At 64.4% G+C, this 26,245-nt stretch carries 24 protein-coding genes; 9 read left to right on the plus strand and 15 right to left on the minus strand.

What is annotated here, in order from left to right; translation table 11 throughout:
* Positions 1–5: 5 nt before the first annotated feature.
* The 9 genes from P7644_RS08895 to P7644_RS08935 form a co-directional block, all read right to left on the minus strand.
* On the minus strand, positions 6–1,202 hold the full coding sequence (locus P7644_RS08895) for an acyl-CoA dehydrogenase family protein (RefSeq protein ID WP_404302873.1): 1,197 nt from the start codon (positions 1,200–1,202) through the stop codon (positions 6–8).
* Positions 1,195–2,337: an MBL fold metallo-hydrolase gene (locus tag P7644_RS08900; protein WP_404302875.1), complete on the minus strand. Its 1,143-nt coding sequence runs from the start codon at positions 2,335–2,337 to the stop codon at positions 1,195–1,197. Before P7644_RS08900 ends, P7644_RS08895 begins: the two co-directional genes overlap by 8 nt.
* Complete coding sequence (locus P7644_RS08905; protein ID WP_404302877.1) at positions 2,330–4,147, minus strand: long-chain-acyl-CoA synthetase; 1,818 nt, start codon at positions 4,145–4,147, stop codon at positions 2,330–2,332. The genes P7644_RS08900 and P7644_RS08905 overlap by 8 nt, the downstream gene beginning before the upstream one ends.
* 33 nt (positions 4,148–4,180) lie before the next feature.
* Positions 4,181–5,362 carry an acyl-CoA dehydrogenase family protein gene (locus tag P7644_RS08910; RefSeq protein ID WP_404302878.1) on the minus strand — a complete coding sequence of 394 codons (1,182 nt, stop codon included), beginning with the start codon at positions 5,360–5,362 and terminating at the stop codon, positions 4,181–4,183.
* Between the two features lie 164 nt (positions 5,363–5,526).
* Positions 5,527–6,705, minus strand: coding sequence for a lipid-transfer protein (locus tag P7644_RS08915; protein WP_404302879.1), 1,179 nt, complete (start codon positions 6,703–6,705; stop codon positions 5,527–5,529).
* A gap of 36 nt (positions 6,706–6,741) precedes the next feature.
* Entirely contained in the window at positions 6,742–7,161 is a 420-nt protein-coding gene (locus P7644_RS08920; RefSeq protein WP_404302881.1) for a MaoC family dehydratase, read from the minus strand.
* The gene (locus P7644_RS08925) at positions 7,136–8,278 is read right to left on the minus strand and encodes an acyl-CoA dehydrogenase family protein (protein WP_404302882.1); all 1,143 of its coding nucleotides are present in this window, start codon (positions 8,276–8,278) and stop codon (positions 7,136–7,138) included. The genes P7644_RS08920 and P7644_RS08925 overlap by 26 nt, the downstream gene beginning before the upstream one ends.
* A gap of 11 nt (positions 8,279–8,289) precedes the next feature.
* Entirely contained in the window at positions 8,290–9,261 is a 972-nt protein-coding gene (locus tag P7644_RS08930) for a Zn-ribbon domain-containing OB-fold protein (protein ID WP_404302883.1), read from the minus strand.
* An 18-nt stretch (positions 9,262–9,279) separates the two neighbouring features.
* On the minus strand, positions 9,280–10,071 hold the full coding sequence (locus tag P7644_RS08935; RefSeq protein WP_404302884.1) for an SDR family oxidoreductase: 792 nt from the start codon (positions 10,069–10,071) through the stop codon (positions 9,280–9,282).
* Positions 10,072–10,220: 149 nt separating this feature from the next.
* Here P7644_RS08935 and P7644_RS08940 point away from each other — a divergent pair, with 149 nt between their 5' ends.
* The 3 genes from P7644_RS08940 (at position 10,221) to P7644_RS08950 (ending at position 14,126) form a co-directional block, all read left to right on the plus strand.
* Positions 10,221–11,006 (plus strand): enoyl-CoA hydratase, encoded by a 786-nt coding sequence (locus tag P7644_RS08940; protein ID WP_404303165.1) that lies wholly within the window; start codon positions 10,221–10,223, stop codon positions 11,004–11,006.
* A 182-nt stretch (positions 11,007–11,188) separates the two neighbouring features.
* Positions 11,189–12,571 (plus strand): DUF1329 domain-containing protein, encoded by a 1,383-nt coding sequence (locus P7644_RS08945; protein WP_404302885.1) that lies wholly within the window; start codon positions 11,189–11,191, stop codon positions 12,569–12,571.
* Positions 12,572–12,656: 85 nt separating this feature from the next.
* Complete coding sequence (locus P7644_RS08950) at positions 12,657–14,126, plus strand: MBL fold metallo-hydrolase (protein WP_404302887.1); 1,470 nt, start codon at positions 12,657–12,659, stop codon at positions 14,124–14,126.
* A 35-nt stretch (positions 14,127–14,161) separates the two neighbouring features.
* Here the strand turns inward: P7644_RS08950 and P7644_RS08955 are convergent, their stop codons facing one another.
* Together P7644_RS08955 and P7644_RS08960 are read right to left on the minus strand one after the other, a co-directional pair.
* Positions 14,162–14,602 carry a nuclear transport factor 2 family protein gene (locus P7644_RS08955; RefSeq protein ID WP_404302888.1) on the minus strand — a complete coding sequence of 147 codons (441 nt, stop codon included), beginning with the start codon at positions 14,600–14,602 and terminating at the stop codon, positions 14,162–14,164.
* Complete coding sequence (locus P7644_RS08960; protein WP_404302890.1) at positions 14,541–15,314, minus strand: SDR family oxidoreductase; 774 nt, start codon at positions 15,312–15,314, stop codon at positions 14,541–14,543. The genes P7644_RS08955 and P7644_RS08960 overlap by 62 nt, the downstream gene beginning before the upstream one ends.
* A 216-nt stretch (positions 15,315–15,530) precedes the next feature.
* On the opposite strand from P7644_RS08960, the gene P7644_RS08965 reads away from it, so the two are divergent.
* From P7644_RS08965 to P7644_RS08990, 6 genes are all read left to right on the plus strand, one after another.
* On the plus strand, positions 15,531–17,234 hold the full coding sequence (locus tag P7644_RS08965) for a DUF1302 domain-containing protein (protein WP_404302892.1): 1,704 nt from the start codon (positions 15,531–15,533) through the stop codon (positions 17,232–17,234).
* 220 nt (positions 17,235–17,454) lie between these two features.
* Positions 17,455–18,474 carry a WD40/YVTN/BNR-like repeat-containing protein gene (locus P7644_RS08970; protein WP_404302893.1) on the plus strand — a complete coding sequence of 340 codons (1,020 nt, stop codon included), beginning with the start codon at positions 17,455–17,457 and terminating at the stop codon, positions 18,472–18,474.
* Positions 18,471–20,834, plus strand: a complete 2,364-nt coding sequence (locus P7644_RS08975; RefSeq protein ID WP_404302894.1) for an RND family transporter — start codon at positions 18,471–18,473, stop codon at positions 20,832–20,834. The genes P7644_RS08970 and P7644_RS08975 overlap by 4 nt, the downstream gene beginning before the upstream one ends.
* Before the next feature lie 152 nt (positions 20,835–20,986).
* Entirely contained in the window at positions 20,987–21,124 is a 138-nt protein-coding gene (locus tag P7644_RS08980) for a hypothetical protein (protein ID WP_404302895.1), read from the plus strand.
* Positions 21,125–21,133: 9 nt separating this feature from the next.
* A complete protein-coding gene (locus P7644_RS08985) occupies positions 21,134–22,153 on the plus strand; it encodes a class I SAM-dependent methyltransferase (protein WP_404302896.1) in 1,020 nt (339 codons plus the stop codon).
* A 220-nt stretch (positions 22,154–22,373) separates the two neighbouring features.
* A complete protein-coding gene (locus P7644_RS08990) occupies positions 22,374–23,309 on the plus strand; it encodes a GSU2403 family nucleotidyltransferase fold protein (RefSeq protein ID WP_404302897.1) in 936 nt (311 codons plus the stop codon).
* Between the two features lie 14 nt (positions 23,310–23,323).
* Here the strand turns inward: P7644_RS08990 and P7644_RS08995 are convergent, their stop codons facing one another.
* From P7644_RS08995 to P7644_RS09010, 4 genes are all read right to left on the minus strand, one after another.
* Entirely contained in the window at positions 23,324–23,704 is a 381-nt protein-coding gene (locus P7644_RS08995; RefSeq protein ID WP_404302899.1) for a DUF1010 domain-containing protein, read from the minus strand.
* A gap of 25 nt (positions 23,705–23,729) precedes the next feature.
* Positions 23,730–24,425, minus strand: coding sequence for an aspartate/glutamate racemase family protein (locus P7644_RS09000; RefSeq protein ID WP_404302900.1), 696 nt, complete (start codon positions 24,423–24,425; stop codon positions 23,730–23,732).
* A gap of 80 nt (positions 24,426–24,505) precedes the next feature.
* Entirely contained in the window at positions 24,506–25,192 is a 687-nt protein-coding gene (locus tag P7644_RS09005; RefSeq protein ID WP_404302901.1) for a hypothetical protein, read from the minus strand.
* 110 nt (positions 25,193–25,302) lie between these two features.
* Positions 25,303–26,238, minus strand: coding sequence for a hypothetical protein (locus P7644_RS09010; protein WP_404302903.1), 936 nt, complete (start codon positions 26,236–26,238; stop codon positions 25,303–25,305).
* Positions 26,239–26,245: the final 7 nt, after the last annotated feature.

Consider the following 26,245-nt stretch of genomic DNA (forward strand, 5'->3'; position numbering starts at 1 on the left):
CGCGTTCAGCCCGGCAGGCCCAGTACGCGCTTGGCGATGATGTTGAGCTGCACCTCGCTGGTGCCCCCGCCGATGGTGTAGGTCTTGGATAGCAGCCACTGGCGGCAGACGTCGTGCTCGAGCTGTGTGAAATCCTCGCCCTCCCAGCTCAGGCCGCGCAGGCCCATCAACTGGGTCAGCAGTTCGTATTTGGCCACTTCCTGCTCGGTCTGCACCAGCTTCATGATGGATGCCGGGCCGCTCACGTCCTGGCGCGCCATGGCCTGAGCGGTGACGCGCTCGTGCGTGAGTGCGAAGGCGTGCGCGTCCATCAATACCCCCGCCAGACGGTCGCGCCACACGGGGCTATGGCACTGGCCTTGGTCATCGAACAGGTAGGGGCGCGCCGTGGCCAGCGCGTCGTGCGAGGGCGCGCCGCCTTCGGCAAACTTGGACATGGCGGCGCGCTCGTGCTGCAGCAGCTTCTTGGCCACGGCCCAGCCTTCGCCTTCCGGGCCCACGAGCTGGCGCACGGGCACGCGCACGTTGTCCAAGAACACCTCGCAAAAGCTCGACTTGCCGCTGATCAGCTCGATGGGCTTGACGCTTACGCCCGGCGCGTGCATGTCGATAAGCACGAAGCTGATGCCCTGCTGCTTGCGCGCGTTGGCGTCGGTGCGCACCAGGGCGTACATCCAGTCGGCCTCGTCGCCGTAGGAGGTCCAGATCTTGGAGCCGTTGACGATGTAGGCCTCGCCCTCATCGTCCTGTACGCGCCTGGCGGAGGTCTTCAGGCTGGCTAGGTCCGAGCCCGCGTTGGGCTCCGAAAAGCCCTGGCACCAGCGCCGTTCGCCGCGCATCATGGGGAGCAGGTGCTCGTGTTTCTGCGCTGGTGTACCCACCTCCAGCAGCACCGGGCCGAGCATCCACACGCCCAGGTTGTACTGCGGCTGGCGGCAGCCCAGGCGGGTCATTTCTTCTTCGACGATCCGCGCCTGCTTGGGTGACAGGCCGCCGCCGCCGTACTCCCGCGGCCAGCCGGGGGCGAACCAACCGCGCTCGCGGCAGCGCTCGAACCACAGGCGCTGGTCTTCGCTCTTGAATTGCAGGCGCGATCCGCCCCAGACGATTTCATCGGCCGTGATGGGGCGACGCATGCTGGCGGGGCAGTGGGCCTCGAGCCAGGCCGCCACGTCGGCGCGGAAGTTGTCGTTGTCACTCATGGTGGGTCTCCGAAAGGGCCTCGGCGGGTGCGGCGCTTGCGTCCGCGAGGTGAAAACGATACAGGCCGTCGTCATCGAGTGCGCGGCGGATCTGCCCCTGGCAGCGCAGACAGGACAGGTGGGCCAGTGTCTCGCCCATGGCCAGCAGGTCGTCCATGGCGTGGCGGCGTTGGGGAAACTGCGCCTGCATGAGATGCCAGGCGGTGGCACCAGGATGCTTCTGCAAGGCGGTGCGCAGCAGCGCGAACTGCTGCTGATGGTGGGTGTGCAGCTCGGCCACGCGTGCGTGCAGGCCCCGGAATACGCTTTGGTGCGAGGGCAGCACCAGGCTGTCTGGATGCAGACCGCCCAGTCGGTCGAGCGAGGCCAGCCACAGCCGCAGCGGGTCACCCTCGGGCTCGACGTGAGTGAGCAGCACGTTGGAGGTGATGCGCGGCAGCAGCTGGTCTCCAGCTATCAAAATGTGTTCATCGCCCTGGCTGTGGTAGAGGCACACATGCTCGGGCGAATGGCCCTCGCCCACCACCACCCGCCAGGCGCGTGGGCCGATCTGCAGCACATCGCCATCGCGCAGGCGCTGGTAGCTCTCGGGCACCGGCGGCATGAAGGGGTCGCGGCGCAGGCTGCTGAACATGTGCTCAATCTGCGTGTCCGTCATGCCCGCGCGCCGGTAAAAGCGCTGCTGCAGCGGCGGTAGCGGGTCGGGTGGCGGGCCGTAAAAGCCGCGCAGCATGAAGTATTCGCCGTAGCTCATGCATAACTGGGCACCAAAACGCTCAACCATCCAGGCGGCCTGGCCGGCGTGGTCGTAGTGGCTGTGGGTGCAGATCAGGCGCTGGATGGGCAGGCCCTGCAGGTGCGTGGCGGCCAGGTGTTCCCAGGCAGCGCGGCTGGCGGGGGTGTTCAGGCCGGTATCGACCGCCGTCCAGCCCGCGCCGTCGCGCAGCAGGTAGACGTTGATGTGGTCCAGCGCCATGGGCATGGCAATGCGTGCCCACAGGATGCCGGGCGCCACCGCGACCACGCTGTCGCCGGGCAGGGGGGGCGTGAAGGGGTAAGCGAGCGCTGCGCTGGCGCGCAGGCGCTGCGCTTGGCGCTCGGGCACCGTGCCGGCCATGGTGCCTGCCTCAGCCACGCAGGGCCTTTGCCAGTGCCTCGGGGCAGAGGGGGACATAGGTCTGCGCGGCGTCGTCGCGTACGTACAGGGGGTCGCTGACCTGGGCGGGGTCGAAGCCCTCGCGCTGCAGATCCACCTTGCGCAGCTTGTAGTTGCCCGTCATGTCGGCCGCCTGCGGCAGGCGCACGAAGAGCGGCGCGGCGTAACGCGGCAGGCGCTTGAGCGCCAGCTTCCAGAAGGCCTGCGGGTCAAATTGGGTATCAGGCAGCATGACCACGGCGGCCATGCCGGCGCGGCCGTCGTTGCCCGGCACCTTCACGCCGTAGATGGTCAGAGCATGAAGGCCGGGGTAGTCGCCCAGGGTGTCGGCCACTTCGGTGGTGGAGACGTTCTCGCTCTTCCAACGGAAGGTGTCGCCAATGCGATCCACGAACCAGCAGTAGCCGTCGGCATCGCAGCGCAGCAGGTCGCCCGAGGACCACCAGGCGTCGCCTTGCTGGAAGACGTTGCGCAGGATTTTCTTCTCGGTGGCCTCGGCCGAGGTATAGCCCTCGAAGCGTCCGCCAATCGCCTCGGGGTGCTGCACGATCAGCCCGATAGCCTCGCCCGGCTCGTTCACGTCGCACAACTGGTAGAAGCCGTTTTCGTCGCGCGGGTGGCTGTCGGTCTCGACGTCGTAGCGCACCAGTCGCAGGTTGGTTTTCTCCCAGAACGGGATGCGCCCGCACGAGCCCACCCAGTTGTCCAGGTTCAGCGTGTTGGTGTTGGATTCGGTCGCGCCCCAGCTCTCGACAATCTGGAACTCGTCGCCAAAGCGCTCGGTCCACTGGTTCCAGACCTCGGGCGCCATGCCTGTGCCCGAGAGCTTGCGCAGGCTGTGGTGCTTGTCCTCGGGCGTGGGCGGGGCGCTGAGCAAAAAGCGGCAGATCTCGCCCACGTACTGGCATACGGTGATCTGGTGGCGGCGCACGTCGTTCCAGAACTCGCTGCGGCTGAACTTGCGCCGCACCACCACGCGCGCGCCACCGGCCAGTGCCGTGGAGCCCGCCGACATGCAGGCCGCGCCGTGGTACAGCGGCAGGAAGCAGTAAAAGCAGTCCTCGGGTGTGATCTCCAGGCTGATGCGCATCACATCGCCCGCCATCAGCCAGCGGCCGTGGCTGATGTGTGCCGCCTTGGGCAGGCCCGTGGTGCCCGAGGTGAAGATGTACAGCGCCGTGTCCCCGGCGGTGATGCCCGCGCGCCAGGCCGCGGGTGGATTGCTGGCGTTGGCCTGGCCCGCCAGCGCCTGCAGGTCGTGGCCGCACAGGCTGCGCGCGGCCGCGTCGGCCGGGCGCTCGGCGTCGGGCCAGAGCCAGTACTGAAGGCCTGCGGGCAGTTCGTGCGTGCTGGACTGGAAGTTCTTCAGGCATTCCTCGCCTACCACCACGCGCGTGGCACCGGTGACCTGCAGCGCGTGCGCCAGCGGCTTGCCGTTGACGTAGGTATTGAGAAACGCCACTTTCGCCCCCGCCTTGTTCAGCCCCCACCAGGCGAAGAAGAAGTCGGCGCGGTTTTCCATGGCCAGGGCCACAACGTCGCCCGCGCGCACGCCCAGCGCGTGGGCGGCATGCGCCACCTGGTTGACGCGGCGGTTGACTTCGTCGTAGCTGTACTGCACTGCGCCCTCGACCAGCAGTGGCGCTTGCGCAAACTGCTCGGCCTGCTCCTGCAGGCGGTCGCTGATGGTGTAGGGCAGGGAGGCGTGGTATCGGGCGCTGGCCTGGTTGCGCAGGTCCAGCTTGGCCTGCGTCACATCGCGCGGCACGGGTTGGGCGGCGTGGTTCATGGAGTCCCTCGGTGTGGTGTGTTTGCCCGTGCCTCAGCGCACCGGGCGCGGCAGGCCCAGGCCGAACTGGGCGATCAGCTCGCGCTGGATTTCGTTGGTGCCGCCGCCAAAGGTGTTAATCGTGTTCGAGCGGATCTCGTACTCCAGCTCGCCCATCAGGTAGGCGGCAGAGCTGCCGGGGCGCACCAGGGCGTTGCCGCCCACGATGTCCATCAGGCGGCGCAAAATTTCCAGCACGCTCTCGGAGCCATAGACCTTGGTGGTCGAAGCCAGCGCCACGTCCATGCCGCCAGCCTCCAGGTCGGCGGCGATGCGGAAGTTGGTGATGCGCATGGCCTCCAGGCGCGCATAGCACTCGGCCAGGCTGCGGCGCACCCAGGGCTGGTCGATAGCGCACCGGCCCTGCTCGTCCTTGGCCTTGGCCCACAGCAGCACCTTGCGGTAGGGGCCGAACACCTTGTCCGACCAGGAGCCCAGTCCCAGACGCTCGTGGTTGAGCTGCGAGGTGATGAGCTTCCAGCCGCCGTGCAACTGGCCCACCAGTCGGTGCGCGGGCACCCGCACGTTGTCGAAGTAGGTGGCGGCGGTGAAGTTGCCCACGGTCTCGATCAGCGTGTGTGAGAAGCCGGCCGCGCTGGTGTCGGCAATCAGGATGGAGATGCCCTTGTGGCGCGGCAGGTCGGCGCTGGTGCGTACGGCCAGCCACACATGGTCGGCAGACTCGATGCCCGAGGTCCACAGCTTGTTGCCATTGACGACGAAGTGGCCCGTCGCCAGGTCGCCTTCCAGGCGCGCCTGGGTCTTGAGTGTGGCCAGGTCCGAACCCGCTTGCGGCTCGGAGTAGCCGATGGCAAAAATCGTCTCACCTGCGGCAATGCCGGGCAGGAAATCGGCCTTTTGCTGCGCAGAGCCATGCTCCATCAGCGCCGGGCCGACGGTGCTGATGGTGACGAACGGCAGCGGCGCGCCCGCGATGTTGGCTTCTTCAAAGAAGATCAGCTGCTCGGTGGCCGACAGGCCCTGGCCGCCGTACTGCTTGGGCCAGCCCACGGCCAGCCAGCCGTCGCGGCCCATTTGGCGCACGATCTGGCGGAACTCATCACCGCCCTCGGCGCCGCGCAGGCGTACGCGCAGCTCGGGTGTCATCAGGGCGTTGAAGTAGTCACGCACCCGCAGGCGCAGGCGGTGCTGTTCGGGGGTCAGGTCGACAAACATGGGCAGTGGCCGCTTTCTTGTGCAATAGGGGCAGTCAGGGGTAGGCTGAATTGCTACGTTTATAAGAGCTGCTTACGCTTTGCGGATAATGGTTTTGGATGTGTTTGACTTAAAAACAGAGGGCGCAGCCGGTGGTGGTGGGAACCGGCTGCGCTGGCCGTGCTTTAAGCCGCGCCCAAGATCAAACCGCTGGTGGGCACGCCGGTGCCGGCGGTGACCAGCACGTTGCGCACGTCAGCCACCTGGTTCACGGCCGTGCCGCGCACCTGGCGCACGGCCTCGGCCACGCCGTTGAAGCCGTGGATGTAGGCCTCGCCCAGCTGTCCGCCATGGGTGTTGATGGGCAGCTTGCCGCCGCGCGCATGGTGGCCTGCGCGCACGAATTCCTTGGCCTCGCCGCGCGGGCAGAAGCCGAACTCTTCCAGCTGCGCCAGCACGAAGGGCGTGAAGTGGTCGTAGATCACGGCGGTCTGGAAGTCCGCTGGCCTCAGGCCCGATTGCGCGTACAGCGTCTTGGCGACCACGCCCATCTCGGGCAGGCCGGTGATGTCCTCGCGGTAGAACGAGGTCATGCTCTGCTGGCCCTCGGTAATGCCTTGCGAGGCGGCCTTGATGACCACGGGCTTGTTCTTCATGTCGCGCGCGCGCTCGGCGCTGGTGATCACCATGGCCACGGCGCCGTCGCTCTCCTGGCAGCAGTCCAGCAGGTGCAGCGGCTCGGCGATCCACTTGGAGGCCTGGTGCTCGGCCAGCGTGATGGGCTTGCCGTAGAAAAAAGCGGCCGGGTTGGTGGCGGCAAAGTCGCGCACGGCCACGGCCACGCGGCCGAAGTCCTCGCTGGTGGCGCCGTAGCGATGCATGTAGCGGCGCGCGAACATGCCCACCCAGGCGGCGGGCGTGTGAAAGCCGTGCGGCATGTACCAGCCGTAGTTCACGTTGTCGAAGATGGGCGTGGCGCCAAAGCCGTAGCTGCCCGTGCCGAAGCGGTACCAGCTGCGCTCGTTCATGGCGCGGTAGACCACGACGGTCTTGGCCACGCCCGTGGCCACCGCCATCGCGGCGTGCAGCACCGGCGCGCAGGCGGCGCCGCCGCCGTGCGGGATCTGCGAGAAGAACTTGACGTTCCTCGCCCCCAGCAGGCGCGCGATCTCGTACTCGGGCACCTTGTCCACGCTGTAGGAGCTGAAGCCTTCGACCTCGCTGGGGTCGATGCCCGCATCGGCCAGCGCGGCCAGCGTGGCCTCCATGGCCAGGCGCAGCTCGGTGCGGCCGGAATTCTTGGAAAACTCGGTCGCGCCCAGGCCCACGATGGCGGCGCGGCCGGAAATGTTGGGTTCACTCATTGCTTGTCTCTCCTGCGCTCGTGCATCTGCTCTTTGTCAGGCCAGGCACACGCGCACCGTGCCCGTGACGTGGTTGCCAAAGCCGTTCTTGCCCTTGAGCGTGACTTCCACGCTGCGGTCGCTGTCGCGCTTAGCCGTAACGCTGCCACTGAAGGTCATGGTGTCGCCGGGGTAGTTGGGCGCGCCCAGCTTGATCTTCAGGTCGCGCAGGGCAGAGCCCGGGCCGCCGGCCCAGCTCTCGACGAAGCGCTGCACCAGGCCGTTGGTGGTCAGGATGTTCATGAACACATGGGGCGAGCCCAGGGCCTGGGCGGCGTCCTTGTCCATGTGGCCGGGAAAGTAGTCGCGCGTGGCGATGGCGCCGCCCGCGATCAGCTGCACCGTGATCGGCACGGCCAGCGCGGGTAGCTCGTCGCCGACCTGTACTTGGTCAAAACGGCGTTGCGTGGAGTTCATCTTCGGCGAGGTCATATTTCCATCCCAGGTTGTCGTTGTCGGCCAGCCAGTCGCCCAGGGCGGCCAGGTGGTGCTCGGTGCCGCCCAGCGTGACGGCCAGGGCGCGGCTCCAGTAGAGGAAGCGGTGGATCGGGTAGGTCACATCCACGCCCATGCCGCCATGCACGTGCTGGGCCATGTGGCCCACGCGGTGGCCGCTGTCGTTGGCCAGCGCGCGCACGGCGTGCGCCTGGGGCAGCGCGCCCAGGCCCGCGTCCAGGCGGTAGACCAGTTGCCAGACGCTGCTGCGCAGCGCCTCCAGCGCGATGTGGCCGTCGGCCATCTGCCCGGCGACGAGCTGGAAGCTGCCGATCACGCGGTCGAACTGCTTGCGCTCGCTCACGTACTCCACGGTGCGGCGCAGTTGCTGCTGCGTCACGCCCATTTGCAGCGCGGCCAGCGCGGCCAGCGCGCGCGGCTGCAGCCAGGCGATGGCCGCCGGGGGCAGCACGGTGACGGCGCTGAGGGGTGTGTTGGCGCAGTGCACGTCGGCCACTTGCTGGTGGTGCTGGCTCTGGCCCACGGCGCGGGTCACGCCGGGCGCCTGCAGGTCCAGCCACACTAGGCGCGGGCCATCGCTGGCCTCTGCCACCAGCAGGGCATGGCGTGCGTTGCCGGCCAGGGGCACGGCGGGGCTCATGCCCTGCAGTTGCCCGCCCGTGCTGCTCTGCTGTAGGTGCAGCGTGCAGCCGCGTGACTGCGCCAGGCCTGCGAGCGATACGGCCGCCACCTCGCCCGCCAGCAGCGCGGGCAGGGCTGTCTGCGCGCTGGCGCTGCCAAATCGCGCCAGCGTGGCCGCGGCCAGTTGCTGCTCCCACAGCGGCACCAGGGCCAGGGCGCGGCCCTGCTGCTCCAGCACGGCCATGAGCTCGGTCATTCCCAGGCCCAGGCCACCGTGCTCTTCGGGTACGGTGATGCTGTGCAGCCCGGCGGCCACGCATTGCTGCCACAGGTCTTGCATGAAGGGCACGCCTGAGGTGTCGTGCGCGCGCAGCTGATCGTCGCTGCAGTAGTCGGCAAACAGGCCCTGCGCCATGTCGGAGAAGGCGCGCTGGTCTTCGGTGAGTTGAAAGTCCATGGCGTGTGTCCTCAGACAGCAATGGGGCGGAACTGGGGCAGCACCAGCTCACCGTCGTTGAAGGCGTTGAACTCCACCTTCACGCGCTGGCCGATCTGCACCTCGCCACTCTTGATGCCGACGATTTGCGCGATGAGGCGCGTGCCTTCGTCGAGCTCGATCAGGCCCACGGGGTTGGGATAGTCGAATGGCGGCACCTCGGGGTAGTGCATGACGACGAAGGAGTACACCGTACCCAGCCCGCTGGCCTGTACCGTGTCCCACTCGAAGCTGTGGCAGCTGGGGCACACCGGGCCGGGCGGGTGGCGCAGCGTGCCGCAGCCCTTGCAGCGCTGGATAAGCAGCTTGCCCTCGCGCGCGCCGTCCCAGAAGAAGCGCGTGTCGTCGCTGATGCCGGGGGCCGAGCGCGGGATGGCCTTCGGCTGTGCGGCGGGCGCGTCGGTCGCTGGCGTGATGGGGTTGGCAGGGCGGAACTTGAAGACGCGAAACAGCAGCTCGCCTACCTTCTCGTCTTCGCCGCCGGGTTGCTGCGAGAAGTAGCTCATGATGAGCGTGACGAAGTAGCCCGTGCCCAGGCCGGTGGTCTTTTCCTCGCCCACGCTGTCCAGGCGCGTGGTGTAGTACAGCTTCTCGCCCTCGCGCAGGTAGCGCTCGAAGCTGAGTTCGGAGTTCACCGCGACAACCGAGGGGAAACCCTGCGCCTCGATGAGTTTCAAGGCCTCGTAGGGGTTCTCGGTGGTGGAGCCGGGCGGGTAGTTGTTGGCCACCGGGCCTTCCATGCACCAGACCTGCAGCATGGCGGGCGGGGCCAGCACCTGGCCGGCCTCGTCGGTCGGCACCTCGGTGCCCATCAGTTCGCACCATTGGCGGATCATGGGCGCGTTGACCGCGTCCCAGGCATACACGCGCCCATACTCCTTGCCCACCAGGGCGCGCACTTCTTGCATCCATTCGGCTTCGGCCACAGCTTGCTCCTTTGTCATGTTGGGTGTCTCCGCAGGTCAGGCTTGACCCTTGGCGGTGGTGTTGTGTGCCGCGCCCAGGAAGGCGGGCTTTTCGCCGCCGCCATGCAGCAGCAGGTTGCTGCCGCTCATGTAGGCGGCCTGGGGCGAAGCGACGAACAGGCAGGCGTTGGCAATGTCCCGAGGCTCGGCCATGCGCCCCGCGGGGATGGTGGCGCCCACGTTGGCAATGCCCTGCTCGTCGCCGTAGTGCAGCGCCGATTGCTCGGTGCGCACCAGGCCGGGGCTTACGGCCACCACGCGCACCTTAGGTGCCCACTCCACCGCCAGTGACGAGGCGAGGCTGAGAACGGCCGCCTTGGCCGCGCCATAGGCCGCCGTGCCCGGCGAGGGGCGCAGCGCGCTGATGCTGCCGATGAAGACGATGACGCCGCCCGTGGCCTGCTGCTGCATCACCGCATTCGCCGCCTGCGCCATATGCAGTGCGGCCAGCAGGTTCAGGCGGATCACGCCCTCGTGAAAGCGCGGCGAGACGGTTGCTGCATTGACCGCCGGGCTGCCGCCCGCGTTGTGGATGAGCACGTCCAGCCGCCCATGGCGCTGGGCTATGGCCTGCGCCAGTGCCTGCACGGCCGTGGCCTCGCGCACGTCGCAGGCCTCGAATTCAGCGCTGTGCCCGGCGTGGCTGGGCAGGGTCTCGGGCTGTTGACGCGCGCACACCACCACCGTGGCGCCTGCGGCCAGAAAGCCCTCGGCAATGGCGCGGCCAATGCCCTTGGTGCCGCCGGTGACGAGCACCACCTGTTGTTGGAAGTCCTGTTGCGGGTTCATGGGAGACGAATATAAAAATCCGCCCGCAGACCAGATACGTCCAAAAGGACGATGCCGCAGCAACTTGCGCCACCGACCATCGCGCCAACGCTTGTCCGACTGAAAGCCCGCAGGAAAACCCCATGACTTTTTCGCCCGAAGAGTGCCTGATGCCTGACCTGTGCACGCCCGAGCTGCGCGTGCAATGCCTGGAGGGCGGTGTCGCCTGGGTCAGGCTGCACCGCCCGGACGCCACCAACGCCCTGAGCCTGCCCTTGCAGGCGGCCTTGTCACGGGCATTCACGGCATTGGCAGAAGAGCCCCGTGTGCGCTGCATCGTGTTGACCGGGGGCGAGAAGGTGTTTGCCGCCGGGGGCGACATCAAGAGCATGGACGGCTGCGGCCCCATAGAGATCATGCAGCGCCACACCGAGCGCGTATGGGCACCCATAGAGCGCTGCCCCAAGCCCATCATTGCCGCGGTATGCGGCTACGCCTTTGGCGGCGGCGCCGAGCTGGCGATGCACTGCGACATCATCCTGGCGGGCGAGGGTGCGAGCTTTGCACAGCCCGAGATCCGCATCGGCATCATGCCCGGCATAGGCGGAACGCAGCGCCTGGTGCGCGCGGTGGGCAAGTTCAACGCCATGCGCATGCTGCTGTCGGGACGCCCGGTGACGGCGCAGGAGGCTCAGATCATGGGCCTGGTCAGCCAGGTGCTGCCCGATGACCAGGTGCTTACCGAGGCCATGAACCTTGCCACACTGATCGCCGCCATGCCGCCGCTGGCCGTCCTGCAGATCAAGGAGGTGGTGCTGGCGGGCATGGACGCATCGCTCGATGCCGCGCTGATGCTCGAGCGCAAGGCGAACCAGCTGCTGTTTGCCACGCGTGACCAGAAGGAGGGCATGCAGGCCTTCATCGAGAAGCGCAAACCCCGGTTCGAGGGGCGGTAATGCGGCTAGGGAAACCGCCTAGTCCTGTTTGACGATGAACAAGGAACGGGTCGATTTCACAATCGCTCCCACCATGCATGCCAGTGGCCCTGGGGGTGCATGTGCTCAACCCCGCAGGGGCCATGGATGGACGGCAGCCGGGGTGCTGGCGTTCTCAGGAATTTGACGACAAGGAGATGGAGATGAAGATGACCTTGAAGCCCAGCGTGCTGGCCGTGCTCGCCCTGGGCCTGGTGGCAGGTGGTGCGGCCTTTGCCAAGGCCTCGCCTGATGAGGTGGAAAAACTGGGCAAGACCCTGACCTGCACCGGTGGCGAAAAGGCTGGTACCGCCAGCGGTGTGCCCGAGTTCACCGGCAAATGGCTGGGCACGTCCACTGGCATCGACTACAAGCCCCATCTGGGCCAGCACCCGGTAGATCCCTACAAGGACGAAAAGCCGCTGTTCACCATCACGGCCGAGAACCTCTCGCAGTACGCCGAGCGCCTGACCGAAGGCCAGAAGGCAATGTTTGCCAAGTATCCCAAGACCTACCGCATGCCGGTGTACCAGGGGCACCGTGATTTCCGCTTCCCTGATTCCGTCTGCGCGTCGGCCAAGAAGAATGCCCAAAACTCCGTGATGAGCGCCGATGGCCTGAGCGTGGAGCATGGCGTCAAGGGAGCGCTGCCCTTCCCCATCCCTAAGACCGGTCTGGAGTTGGCGTTCAACAACCTGCTGCCGTTCCGCACCTTTAACGAAAACACCATCCGCGACAACGCCAACGTGCTGTCGGACGGCACCATTGCCTGGGGGCGTGCGCATAACCGCAGCATGAGCCTGCTCAACACGTCGGAGGAGGCTGGCAAGCCCCTGGTCGGGCTAATGGCCCAGGGCATGAATGCGACTATCCTGCCCGAGCGCGAGAAGGGCACTGTGGGCGTGAATGCCGAGCCGGTGGACTTCAACAAGGACAAGCGCCTGCAGTGGACGTACGACCCCGGCACGCGCCGCGTGCGCCAGGTGCCCGAATACGGCTTCGACCAGCCCATGCCAGGCACGGGCGGCAAGATGACCATCGACCAGGATCGTCTCTTCAACGGATCGCCCATCCGCTACAACTGGAAGGCCGTGGGCAAGAGGGAAGTCTATGTGCCGGCGAACGCGTACAAAATTCACGCCAACACCGTGAAGTACGCCGATCTGCTCAAGCCCGGCCATGCCAACCCCGATTACATGCGCTATGAACTGCGCCGTGTCTGGGTGCTTGAAGCCACGCTCAAGGAAGGCTATCGCCATGTGTTCGCCAAGCGCGTGCTGTTCCTGGACGAAGACACGGGCCAGGCGCTGGTGGGCGACTACTACGACGCACGTGGCCAGCTGTGGCAGCATGGTTTGATCAACCACTATTACGCCTTTGATGCGAACACCTGGCACGCGGGTACGAGCTTCTACCACGACCTGAACTCGGGCGGTTACCTGGCCTACAACCTGTTCCAAGAACGCCCCCAGGGCCCCGTGCTGAACAAGGGTGACATGACGCCGTCCATGTTCACCCCTGAAGCCGCACGCAACGCGGGCAACTGACGCAGGTTGCGGCTGCCGCAGGCAAGGCTGCGGCAGCTTCTGGCGCCTCCACTAAAGGGGGCGATGCTATAAATAAGGTAGCAAAATGACAAGCTTATCTAGCTGGCGCCGCGGCCTGGCCGCAGGCGTCCTTTTTTTTGGCACAGCCTGCAGCGCGCTGGCGCACGATGATGTTGCCGCGGACGACCGCGGCGGCTCCGGCAGCGTCAGCCCCCTGGTGCAAGCCGCGCGCGCGGCGGTGTTCAAGGCCAACCCGCAGCTGCTTCAGTCCATCATGCTGGGCGGCGGTTTCGGCTCGGAAATGTCTTACGCCATCGCCAACAGCATGTACAGCCGCGATGACGCCACGGCCATTGCCGATGCGCGCGCCAAGCTGAAGATCGAGGCCGTGGCCCCGCGCACCTGGCTGCTGCGCTTTCCCATCGTCAACGTCATCGTCTTCGAAACCGACGAAGGCCTGGTGCTGATCGACAGCGGCTACGCCCCTGCCGGGCCGGTGCTGGCCGAGGTGCTGCCGACACTCAGCCCCAAGCCTGTGCACACCATCATCCTCACGCATTTCCATGCGGACCACGCCTTTGGCGCCTGGGCGCTGCTGGCGCAAAAGCCGCAGGCGCCGCGCATCGTGGCCGAGGAGCGCTTCATTGAACAGATGGAGCTGGACATGCGCAGCTGGGGCCTGAACGCGCGCAACAACCAGCAAAAACTGGCCGACGTGCCGCGCGACTGGCGCCAGGCCGTGCGCCCCAGCGAGACCTTCCACCGCCAGGCCACGTTGCGCATAGGTGGCGAGGACTTCGTGCTCACGCACGCGCGCGGCGAGACGGAAGACCAGATCTGGGTGGCGGTGCCCGGGCGCAAGGTGGTCGCCTCGGCCGATTATTTCCAGAGCTTCCTGCCCAATGCGGGCAACGGTAAGCGCCGCCAGCGCTACCCCGAGGAATGGGCGAAGGCGCTGCAGGACATGGCGGCGCAGCAGCCGCAGATGCTGCTGCCCGCGCATGGTGCGGCGATCACCAACCCCGCAGAAATCCAGGATCGCCTGACCGCACAGGCACGCATGCTGGGCAGCATCGCCCAGCAGGTGATCGACGGCCTGAATCGCGGCTTGCGCAAGGATCAGGTGTTTGAGCGCGTGGCCCTGCCCGACGACCTGGCGGCGCGCCCCGACGCGCGCGAGCTCTACGTATCGGCGCGCGACATAGGCCGCATGGTGGCCAGCCAGTACACCGGCTGGTGGAACGACATCCCCTCGCACTGGCGCCCGGCCCCTCTCGCCAGCGAAGCCGCCGAACTGGCCGCGCTGGCCGGCGGTGCCGACAAGCTGATCGCACGCGCCCTGGCCATTGCGCCGGGTAATCCGCCCCTGGCTGCGCAGCTGGCCGACTGGGCCTGGCTGGCTGATGGCGAGAGCCTGCCCGTGGTGCGGGGTGCCCTGCAGGTCTACGCCCAGCGCGTGGCCCGGCCTCTACCCACGCAGGAGGCGCTGGTCTACGCCGAGCACATGGTGCGCTTGCAGCTCAAGCTGCAGGCGCTGCAGGGACAGGTGAAGTAGTTGCAGGGCGTGAGAGGGGGAGAACAGCTGCCGACTCAAGCGGCAGTCATGTTCTCCTGCCCAAAAATCGCCCGCATAGCCACAATCTTCCCCGCCTCGTTGAAGCGAAAGACATCGATGGGCTGGATCGCCATGTCCCGCCCCTGCCAGTGCAGGCGCACGCAAAAGGCAATGGCTTCCTCGTTGGCCACGGCGCGCACCGGGCCTTCCAGCACCACGTCCAGTTTCCTGGCCAGGGATCGGGCGTAGAGCGCGCGGATCGCCGCGTGGCCCTGGTGGGGCGGGGGGGGCCCACCGGGTCTTCCGCCGTGGCGTCCTCGGCTTACATCGCCGCGATGGTGTCCAGGTCGCCCGCGTTGAGTGCGGCGATGCAGCGGTGCACCACCGCGTGCATGGTTTCGGCGCTGGCCGCGCTCAGAACTGCGTGGGGCGCACCATGGCGTCCATGCCGCCATCGACGAAGAGCTGCGTGCCATGCACGAAGCTGGCCTGCGGGCCCATCAGAAAGACTACGGTGGCGGCGATTTCCGCGGGGTCGGCGCGGCGGCCCAGCGGAGCGACGAAGTCCTTGATGGCCTGGGCGTAGCGCGTATCCTGCAGCCCGGCCTGCAGCAGCGGTGTTTCCACCGCGCCGGGGGCCACGGTGTTCAGGCGCACACCGGCCTGACCCCAGGTGCGCACGCGCTGGCGCACTGCCACGGTGACGGCGTTCTTCGAGCCCGCGTAGGCCAGTTGCCCGCCCTTGTCGCCCGCGCCGTCCACGATCTGGCCGGCCTGGACCTCGTCGCCCGCCTGTAGTGCGGCAGCCAGCGGATTGCGCTCCCAGGGCAGTTGCGCCGATGCGACGGAGGACACCACCACGGCCGCAGGCTGCCGGCCTTTTTCCAGTGCGGGCAGCAGGCCGTCGAGCAGATCGACCACACCAAAGTAGTTCACAGACACGGCTTTGGACGCGGGTTGCACCTGTGGGCCCAGGCCCGCGCACAGCACCAGGCCGTCGAGCACGCCGCCGGTCTGCGCCAGTACCTGCTGCAGCACGGCCTGGCGACCCGCGGAGCTGGAAAGATCGCCGCAGATGTCGGCGTTGCGCAGGTCTACGCCGATGACGCGGTGGCCTGCGGCCTGTAGCGCGGCCTGCGTGGCTGCGCCGATGCCGGATGCCGATCCGGTGAGCAAGGTGGTGGGCATGGGGACTCCTTTGGTTTCGAGCATGGGTGAAGAGCAGCATCACACAGGAGAGGGCGCCAGCGCGCTACCTGCAAACGGACGATGGCCGTGCCGGGACGACTGCGGGAAAGCCTCTAGTCTCAACAGACGATGAAGTCTTGAGGTGGCGCAAGAACAATGCAGCCCAGACGGCGCAATGCGCCCACGATTCCATCAATTTTGTGAGGAGACAACACTGTGAGCTATTGCACCCAACTCAAGCCGGTCGCGGCTGCCGCGCTGGCGGTGGTTCTGGCCGGTGCCGCCCATGCCGGCGAAACCGTGGATCTGGGCAACGATGTCAAGTTGGACTGGAAACTGACCGGTACCTACACGGCTTCGCAGCGCATGAAAAATGCCGACCCCATCCTGGCCGGCGCCGCAGGCAGCAACGACGGCGACAACAACTTCAAGAAGGGTTCGCTCACGGCCAACCGCCTCTCGGCGCTGTTCGAGAGCAAGGTGTACAAGGGCGAGAGCGGCTTCGTGCTGTCGGGCAGCACGTTCTACGATGATGTCTACCATCGCAGCAACGATAACGACCCGAACTCCAAAACGGTCAACAAGCCGCCACCGTTCAATCATTTCACCGAAGAGGCTAAGCGCTATCACGGTGGCTACAGCCGCTTCCTGGATGCCTACGGCTACACCTCGTTCAGCCTGGGTGACGCCCGCGCCACGGTGCGCCTGGGACGCCATGTGGTGAACTGGGGCGAGTCGGTGTTTCTCCCCAACATGGCGCAGGCGCAAGGCCCCTTCGATGGCACAAAGGTGGGCGTGCCGGGTACCGAGGTGAAAGACTCCGTCTTGCCGGAGGATCAGATCTCCATGTCCATCGAGATGAATCCTCGTTGGTCGCTGCTGGGCTATGCGCAGTTCGGCTTTCACCCGACGATTGCGCCTGCACCGGGCTCGTATCTGAACAGCTCCGACGCCGTGGGTCCTGGCGGCAGTTGCCTGGGGCCGTACGCCAGCATACCGTCCATTCCGGCCATGAGCTATGCGGGCTTCAGCGGCTGCTCTTTTGGTGCGCGCCGCGCCGACATCGAGCCTGGCAAGACCGGCCAGTGGGGCATTGGTACGCGCTACCGCGTCACCAACGAAACGGAAGTCGGCGTGTACTACATGAACTACAACGACCGCACGCCGCTGACCGAGATCAATGCGTTCACGCCCGGCGCGCCCATTCCTGCGGCGCTGCAGCCGGCGATGGGTGGTCTCAAGCAGATCGGCAACGGCTCGTACCAGGTTCGGTATTTCGACAACATCAAGCTGCTGGGCGGCACCGTCAGCACCACCTTTGGCCCGGTGTCGGCCTATGGCGAACTGACCTACCGCGAAGGTGCGCCGGTGCTGGTCAATGCCCTCATCGACCCTGCCAAGGGCACGACCATGGCGACGGCCACGCGGGCGAATATCACGCAGCTGAACCTGGGCGGCTTCTACAACATCGGGCGCACCCCGATTGCCGACCAGGTGCAGCTGCTGGCCGAAGTGTCCGGCGTGGCGATCGGCAAGGTGGACAAGCGTGCGGCCGTCGGCTCAGGGGCCTTCCCGCCCGCCTATGGCTTTACGGCCACGGACAACCTGACGTTCCAGAGCAAGAGTGCGTGGGCGTTTTCGGGCACCCTGGTACTGGGCTACCCCGGCATCTTCGAGGGCTGGGACTTGAATGTGCCCATCAGCTACCAGCAGCAGATCAAGGGACGCACCCTGGTCGGCGGCGTGGGGGGCGAGGGCGATAAGCGCTATAGCGTGGGCGCATCCTTCGTCTACAAGGGCAATCTGGCTGTGGGCCTGAGCTACTTTGGCTACCTTGGCGGCCCCTCGCTCGACATGAAGACAAACCGCTTGCTGGCCGACCGCGATTACCTGTCCCTGACCATGAAGTACACCTTCTGACGGCAATGCGGTTTCCCGGGGCAGGTGGCTGCAGACCTGCCGGCCCCCTTTTTCGACGCACTCGCGAGCGCTGGCTCCCGGTGCGTTTTTTTATGCTTGCACCGGCAACCGGGGTGTCGTCCTTTTGGACGATGAAATCCTGGGCGCAATTGTCAGAATGCAGCGCAGTGGCCCATACCCGTTGAGAGCGCCCGATGGCGCAGCGAACAAGGAGACAAGCGTGCGAATACTCGTTGGCCTGACCATGTCGGCCCTGATGGCCGTTGCTGCGCTGCAAGCGTTTTCACCCCGGCATACGCCTGCGCTGGCTGCCACGCGGCTGGCGGTGGAAAAAATCCATTTCAACACCCTGGTGCAGTCCAAGACGGCGCTGGTGGCGGGCGGTGAGCTGGGCAAGCTGCTGTTCTCCAGGGACCAGGGCAAGGATTGGCAACCCGCCAAGCTGTCGCAGGATCGCCAGGCGCTGATCACGCAGGTGGTTTTTGCCAGCGATGGCTTGCGTGGTCTGGCTGTGGGGCATGAGGGCTGGATCTTGCGCACTACCGATGGGGGGCAGTCCTGGGCCGAGGTGGCGTTCGACGAGAAGAATGGCGAACCCCTGATGAGCGCGGCCAACTTGCAGGGCCAGCGCTGGCTGGCTGTGGGCTCGTTCGGCCGCGCCTTGCTGTCGCCGGACGATGGCCAGACCTGGGCGCCCTTCAGCCTGCCCGAGGGTGTGGAGGACAAGCACATGAACCGCATCGTCGGCTCGGCCGATGGCAAGGACTGGCTCATCGTCGGTGAACGCGGGCTGGTGCTGCGCTCGCAAGACCAGGGCGAGAGCTGGGAGCAGTTGCCCGAGTTCTACAACGGTTCCTTCTACAACGCCCTGGCCCTGCCCCATGACGGCTGGCTGGTATACGGCATGCGCGGCAATGCCTTCGTGAACCGCGGCGATGGTCCGTGGCAGCGTGCCGAGATTGCGGCGCCGGCATCGTTTTTTGGCAGCGCCGTGCTGCCCGACGGGAGCATCCTGCTGGTGGGCCAGGGCAGCCTGGTGGCCACCAGCCAGGATGGGGGGGCTCATTTCACCCTGAGCCGTCTGAGCGGGCGTGCCACGCTGATGGACATTGCTCTGCAGCCCGATGGTTCGGGTTGGCTCGCGTCCGATGCCGGGCTCATGCCCTATAGCCCCGCAGCCACGCAAGACGCTGCCGCACCGCAGGCGGGTGCATCGGACGTGGCTGGAGCCAAGCCATGACCCTGCCCACCCCGGTGAGCTGGCTCGACCGGCTGATTGCGCGCATGGCCCGATCCCTGATTGCGTGGCGCCGCGCCATCGCGGTGCTGGCGGTGCTGGTCACGGCCTTGCTCGGGGCGTCGGCCCTGCGCACGCACCTCGACCCTGGCTTCAACAAGCTGATTCCGCTGCGCCACTCCTACATGCAGGCCTTTCTCCAGCATGCCGCGCAGTTCTCGGGCGCCAACCGCATCATGGTGAGCGTGCAGTGGAAAGGGCAGGGCGACATCTACAACGCCGAATTCCTGAAGGTGCTGCGCGAGATCACCGACGAGGTGTTCTTCATTCCGGGCGTCAACCGGGGCCAGGTGTTCTCGCTGTTCACGCCCAATGTGCGCTACGTGGAGGTGACGGAAAACGGCTTTGTCGGCGAGGTGCTGATACCGTCGCGTTTTACCGCCGATGCGCAAGGTCTGGCCCAGGTGCGCTCGAACGTGGCCAGGTCCGGCCAGATTGGCCGCCTGGTGAGCAAGGACCAGCATGCGGCCATGGTGCGCGCCGACCTGCTGGAGGTGAACCCGGCCACGGGCGCCAAGCTCGACTACGCCGAGGTGGCGCACAAGCTCGAGGCCATCCGCGCCAAGCACCAGGGCAAGGATATCGAGATCCACATCGTCGGCTTCACCAAGGTGCTGGGCGACGTGATGGATGGGCTGTTCAACGTCATTCTGTTCTTTGTCGTGGCCTTCGCCATCACGGCGCTGCTGCTGCTGCTGTACTCGCGCTCGCTGAGCCTGACGGTGCTGGCGCTGCTGGTGGCGCTGTTGCCCGTAGTCTGGCTGCTGGGGCTGCTGCCCTTGATCGGCTATGGCATCGACCCGATGTCCATCCTCGTGCCCTTCCTCATTTTCTCGATAGGCGTGTCGCACGCGGTGCAGATGACCAACGCCTGGAAGTACGAGATGCGCACCGGCAACACCGCGCCGCAGGCCGCCGAGCTGGCGTTTCGGCGCCTGGCCATCCCGGGCACGCTGGCGCTCTTGATGAACGCGCTGGGCTTCATGGTGATCATGCTGATCGACATTCCCATAGTGCACGAGCTGGGTGTGACGGCCTGCATGGGCGTGTCGCTGATGATTTTCACCAACAAGGTGATCCTGCCGGTCGCCTTGTCCTACCTGCGCTACAAGGTGCCGGCCGATGAAAAAGCCCCGGATGGCATGGATGCCAGGTCGCGCGCGCGCTGGTGGGCCGTGTCGGCCCTGGCCGAGCCCAAGCCGGCCCTGGTGACGTTTGCCATTTCCCTGGTCCTGCTCGCTGGTGGCACCATGCTCTCGCGTCACCTGCTCACCGGGGACATCGGCTCGGGCGCGCCCGAGCTGCGCGTCGACTCGCACTACAACCGCGACAACGAGGCCATCATCAGCCAGTACGCCATCGGCATGGACGTGCTGTCGGTCTACCTGGAGACCCAGGGGCTCGATGAGGCCTGCCTGAACTGGAACGTGATGAATGCCGTCGAGCGCTTTGACGTGGCGATGCGTGGCGTCGATGGCGTGCGCTCGGTGGTCACGGTGGCGGGCCTGGCCAAGCTGGCAACGGCGGGCAACAACGAGGGCAATCCGCGCTGGGCCGCGCTGCAGCGTACCGAAGCGGCGCTGCGTACCGGGGCCAAGAGTGCCTCGCCCGACCTGGGCCTGAACTCCGAGGGCTGCAAAACCATCCACCTGCAGCTGTTCCTTAAAGACCACGAAGGCGCCACGCTGGCGCATGTGGTCAATGAGGTGCGCCAGTTCATTAGCGCCGACAACACGCCCAACGTCACCTTCCGCCTGGCCGGGGGCAACGCGGGCGTGGCCGCGGCCACCAACGAGGCGGTGGAAAAGGCCGAGATCGAGATGCTGGGCGCGATCTTTGGCGCCATCTCTCTGCTGTGCTGGCTCACGTTCCGCAGTTGGCGCGCGGTGCTGTGCATCATCGTGCCGCTGACCCTGGTGTCCATCTTGTGCAACGCGCTGATGGCGCTGCTGGGCATTGGCCTGAAGGTGGCCACCCTGCCGGTGATCGCCCTGGGCGTGGGCGTGGGCGTGGACTACGGCATTTACCTGTTCGAGCGCATCCAGCATGAAATCGATGACCGTGGCTCCTCGCTGCGCGAGGCGTTCTATGAAGCCATGCACCAGCGCGGAACGGCAGCGGTGTTCACGGCCATCACCATGTCCATAGGCGTGGGCACCTGGGCCTTCTCGGCGCTGAAGTTCCAGGCGGATATGGGCATTCTGCTGGCCTTCCTGTTCCTGGTGAATGTGCTGGGCGCCATCTTCCTGCTGCCTGCCCTGGCCTGCTGGCTGGGTATCGGGACGCAAAAGACCGCGAGCTGACCCTCCCTTCACGACCTGCATTTCAGGGCCGGTGTCTGAGCGGCCTTGCGCGCGAAGGCGAAAAGGCCAGCCAGGCGCGTGCCTGAGCGCCCTATGATGCCCGGCCGAATCTGCATGTTTGCACCTGCAGTGGGCTTTTCAGGGGACTTGAATTGAAACGCAGACTATGGACCATGGCCATGGCGCCCAAGGGGACGCCGCAGGTCAGTGCCGAGCGGGCACACTTTGTCGCCAGCGAAATCGTGCACCGGCGCAAGGCCGTGAAGCAGCCAGGCGCCGCCGTCGATTGAAGGGCCTGGATGCAAGCGCTGCTCGACGCCATCGCCGCCATGCCGGCACCCTCGGATGCCTGCCGCATCTTCCACGGCCGGGGCGGGCGCTTTGCCGGCTGCGAGCAGTGGGTGCTGGACGCCTATCCGCCCGTCTTCGTGCTCACCAGCTTTGCCCCGGCAAGCGAGCAGGAACTGGCCACCATCGGCCTGGCGCTGCAGGCGCGCTGGCGGCAGATCGCCCCGGGCCAGCCCTTGAACTGGGTGTTCCAGCACCGCGGCGAGGCGCTGCGCATGGAGGGGCGCAGCGACACGCGCCTCATGGCCGGCGGCGTGCCCGACCCGCATGTGGTCGCCGAGGACGGGGCGCGCTATCGCGTGCATGTGCTCAAGGGGCAGAACCACGGCCTGTTCCTCGACATGGCGGGCGGCCGGCGTTGGGTGCGCGCGCATGTGGCCGCCCATCGGGCGCGCACCGGGCAGGGCGCCCGGGTGCTGAACCTGTTCGCCTACACCTGCGCCTTCTCGGTCGCGGCGTTGCAGGCGGGGGCAGCCCAGGTGGTCAACGTGGACATGGGGCGCGGCTCCATCGCCACGGGGCAGCACAACCACCGGCTCAACGACCTGGACGCCGGTGCCAGCTTTCTGGCGCATGACATCTTCAGCTCCTGGGGCAAGATCACGCGCGGCGGGCCGTACGACCTGGTGATTGCCGACCCGCCCAGCTACCAGAAGGGCAGCTTCGTCGCCGCCAAGGACTACGCCCGCGTCATGCGCCGCCTGCCGGATCTGCTCGCACCCGCAGGGCATGCGCTGCTGTGCCTGAATGCGCCAGAGTTGGGCGTGGCCTTTCTGCATGACCAGGTGCGCGCATGGGCGCCGTCGCTGACCCTGGTGGAGCGTGTGGCCAATCCGCCGGTGTTTGCCGACATTGATGAGGACCGATCACTGAAGGCGCTGGTTTTCAGGCATGCGGCGGGCTCCACCGCCGCACTGGAGGCTACCCCTTCTTCTGCAGCAGCATGTTGTTGCAGATCTTGGCAGGGTTGATGGCCATGGGGGCGCCCATGTGGCCCAGGCCGATGAATGCGATTTGTCCACGTCGGCACCCAGGTGCTCGCACCGACGTGTGACAGCAGGGGGGCGTTATCGCCCCATGCCACAAGCTGTCAGCCAATCTTTGGGCGACAAAATGCTGTGAAAAAATCAATAAGTCATTGTATTTAAACAATTTTCGGTGTAAAAATAAAAAATATAGAAAAACACCGAAATGGAAGAAATCAACCCCACCGCAGCGCGCCAGTACATCGACGCCGTAGCCACCTTCGAAGCCTGGGAAGAGGCCCGGCAGGAAGCCGCCCAGGTGCGCGGCGGCATGTACTGGCACGCCGGTCCGCCCGCCGCACCGCACGCGCGCTACCTCGTGCGCACCACGCCAGCGGGGGCTGAAACCAGCCTGGGCCCGCAGACCCCCGAAACCCAGGTCATGTACGACCGGTTCATGCAGCGCAAGCAGGAAAGCACCGAGCGCATGGCGGGCCTGAAGGCTGCGCTAGACCAGCACCGGCGCCTGAACCGTGCCCTGCGCGTGGGCCGGGTGGAGCCGCTGGTGGTCAACCTGCTCGTCCGTCTGGCCGACACGCAGCTCAGCCCGCACTTTCGCGTGGTGGGCACGCACGCCCTGTACGCTTACGAAGCCGCGGCCGGCGTGCGCCTGGACGCTGGCGCCCTGGCCACCCGCGACATCGACCTGCTGTGGGACACGCGCAAACGCATCCAGTTTGCGACCCAGCTTGCGCGGGTGGACAGTTCCATGCTCGGCGTGTTGAAAAAGGTGGACAACACCTTCCGTATCAGACAGAGCCAGAAGTACACCGCCGTGAACAAAGATGGCTTCGAGGTGGACATCATCCGCCACGAACGCGTGGATGACGACCCGCACCCCATCAAGCTCAGCGACGACGATGACGACTTCTGGGTAGCCCAGGCCCGCCGCGCCAACGTGTTGCTGGATGCACCGGAGTTTTCCACCGTGATCGTGGCCACCAACGGCACCATGGCCCGCATGAACACCGTGGCCCCGGCCACCTTTGTGGCGTTCAAGCGCTGGCTGGCCGGGCAGCGGGATCGCGATGCGCTCAAGCGGCGACGGGATGAGCTGCAGGCGGCCGTGGTGCAGCGTTTGGTGGATGAGTATTTGCAGTAGTCAGGGCTGGGCAATTAGCCAGCAATGCGAACCGTCCAAGCCTTTGGGTCGCGGCGATGGTGAAAAACTGCGACCACAAGAATACCGACAGATTCCGGGCGAACTGGAACCCCGACTTTGACGACGGGCGCGAACTGCGAAAAAACACTGCGCCACCGAGGCGGCACAACGCTTGCAAAATGATAGCTGGTGGCGCTTTCTACCCAAGAGCCAGTGGCCAAAAAGACTGAAAACTGGCGCAGCGCACGCAGGCGCAGCCCGGAGAAACTGCAAGCAAGGCGCTGCATAACGCCTGAGAAACTAAATGCTGTTTGAAAAAGCATGACCTGAATAAAGCGGTTTCTCTGCGGGACTAACGTTTGACATGAGAGGCTTGGCCCGACTTGCTGGGACAAGTCCTCTCCATGGAAGAGTTGGGCGTCACTGCTTGAGCGCCTCAAATGCTGCTGCGCGAGCATGTAGGGCTGTTGTATCAAACAGCGGAACTGGTGAATCTTGCTGGCTGACTAGAAGCGAAATCTCTGTACACCCGAGGATGATCGCTTGTGCGCCTTGTGCAGCCAGATCTTGAATGACACGTCGGTACTCAGTTCGTGACTCAGGCTTCACGACCCCGAGGCATAGTTCTTCATAAATGATGCGGTGAATGATTTCGCGATCTTGAGCTACAGGGACTTTGACCTGTAGACCATGTTGCTCAAGAAGCCGATCTTTATAGAAGGCTTGCTCCATCGTGAAGCGCGTGCCCAGCAGACCCACGACGGAATGCCCTGATCTCTTGATTTCTGAAGCAGTTGGATCTGCGATGTGAAGCAAGCTTATGCTCACAGCGGCCTCAATGTGGTGAGCAACTTTATGCATCGTGTTCGTGCACAAAACAAGAAACGATGCACCTCCTGCTTCTAGCGAGCGGGCCGCATCGGCCAAGGTGAGACCAGCAGTCTCCCAATCACCTTTTCGTTGAAGCTCTTCGATCTCTTGGAAGTCAAAGCTATAAAGGATGATCGTTGCCGAGTGCAAACCGCCCAGCTGTTCCTTTATCGTTTCATTGATCAGTCGGTAGTAGGGCACGGTGGATTCCCAACTCATCCCACCGATTAGGCCGATTGTCCTCACGTCGACTCCTGTGTTGCTACCTGTGACGCCCAACGCCCTGAATTCAGCCGCCGCCATAGGCGGTCGGCTGCGATGAGTGGTTAGTCATTTTTGCAAACAAGAGGATCATATAATATGCTAAATTTATCTTTGCATTTATCATTCACCGGGCTAATTGGTCGAAAGGGGTCGATATTAACTTTATTGTTCGAGGTATGTTCCATCGGCGATGCGGCTGTTGTAAATGCATCTTTTGTTTTATTTTCTGCATAGTCGAAAATTTTTAAAACTGCTGCCATTGCTGGGAGGCGAGGATTTAGTAGTTTTGATTCTAATGGCAAGTTGTATTTTTTTACTATTTCAAGCAGGCCAGAGCGCTCTGGGTTTAATATTTTTCCGGCAAAAATTCCGCCATCCATCGAGTCATAGATACTGGCGTGCCATACGGTTTTTGCGTCGTTATATGCAATTACGGCATCTTCTAAAGAATTGACCATGTACGGCATCTCGCCATTAAGCTCTAGTTTTAGTGCTCCGAGTTTCATTGCGGGTTTTATTATTGCCTCTGAATATGTGTTATAAGATATTCCAGTTCTAATGATTTGCTGCAATTCTGCGAATTCTCTCTTTATGGAATTGATTGCAATTTCTTGTTTGTCGGTGGCTGTAATTGTCTTTGTGGTAGTTGTGTAAATTTCTTTAAAGCAAGCAAGTCGATCGCTCTGATTTTCAATTTTATTGCATGCTTCAAGTAAGATATTCGATTGCGACAAGGCGGAAAAGCTCAAGTATGTTAAGATGAAGAATATATATTTTTTCATGAGCTATTTATGTAATTAGCTAACAGTGGACGTAAGCGATCTGCCGAAGGCAGGTCCGCTTGACGGAATGGTTAAGGTCAACGTACTTTACCTTGGCGCGGTAGTTGGTAAGGCAATTGTCTAAGCCCACCATCGGAATGAGCAAGGGTGCGAATTTGATCTCGGGGAATCTCAAGAACCTTGTCGGAATCTGCGGACAAGACCAGCAGAGCCTCTGTCGTGCGAAGCAGCAGGAAGCAGTCTATTTGTTGCGACTGTGTCGGTGTGGCTTGTTCGCGAAACTCGACGGTGATTGGGAGGCCGCCACCATAGCCAACTGTTCTAAGGAATGTCGCGTACCAATGGGGGGAGAAAAGTGCCCAGATGCATACGATGAAGTATCCGAGGGTCGCAAAGCCACCGAGCCACCAGATGACACCACGCCTAGCCAGCGCCACAGTAAGAACGATGCCATAGAGGGCACCACCGAGACTAAAGCCCAGAGGATTTATTGCAGGTGCGGGCTTTCCAAAAAATCTTTCATTTAAAAAATTAATTTCGAGATACGCGATGCCGCCCGTGACTAGTCCGACAATAATTGCGACTATCAAAATCTGCCATATAGGGCGCTGGGCAAGGCGCACGAAAACGGTTTGGAAATTCTGAATTGGGGTTCGTCTAATCGGCACTGTGTGATGCAAAAGTCTTGATACCCATCCCATTGGGGCTTCCATGGACCAGATGATTGATCGCACCAGTAATATCGAAAGCAAGAATACTATGCCGCCAGTAAGGAGCAAAGCAAAGCTGCCAAGCGCTACTGTAGCCTTCAAGTAGGGAATTCCTTCAAGTGGCGGCCGAAAGCCATAATTAATGGAAAAGCTGTAAGTGGCATATTCGCTGAGGAGGCCGACAAAGCCGGCTCCGCCCAATGCGGCCAACAGTCCGCCGAGGGTTAGCTTCAGCGGAAGAACCCATGGGGAGAATGAAGCAAACTTCTCCACATACGGGGTAAGAGCACTACGCAGTGACATTTCTATA

Source organism: Alicycliphilus denitrificans, assembly GCF_044792555.1.
In the GTDB taxonomy this organism is placed as follows: Bacteria; Pseudomonadota; Gammaproteobacteria; order Burkholderiales; family Burkholderiaceae_C; genus Alicycliphilus; species Alicycliphilus denitrificans_A.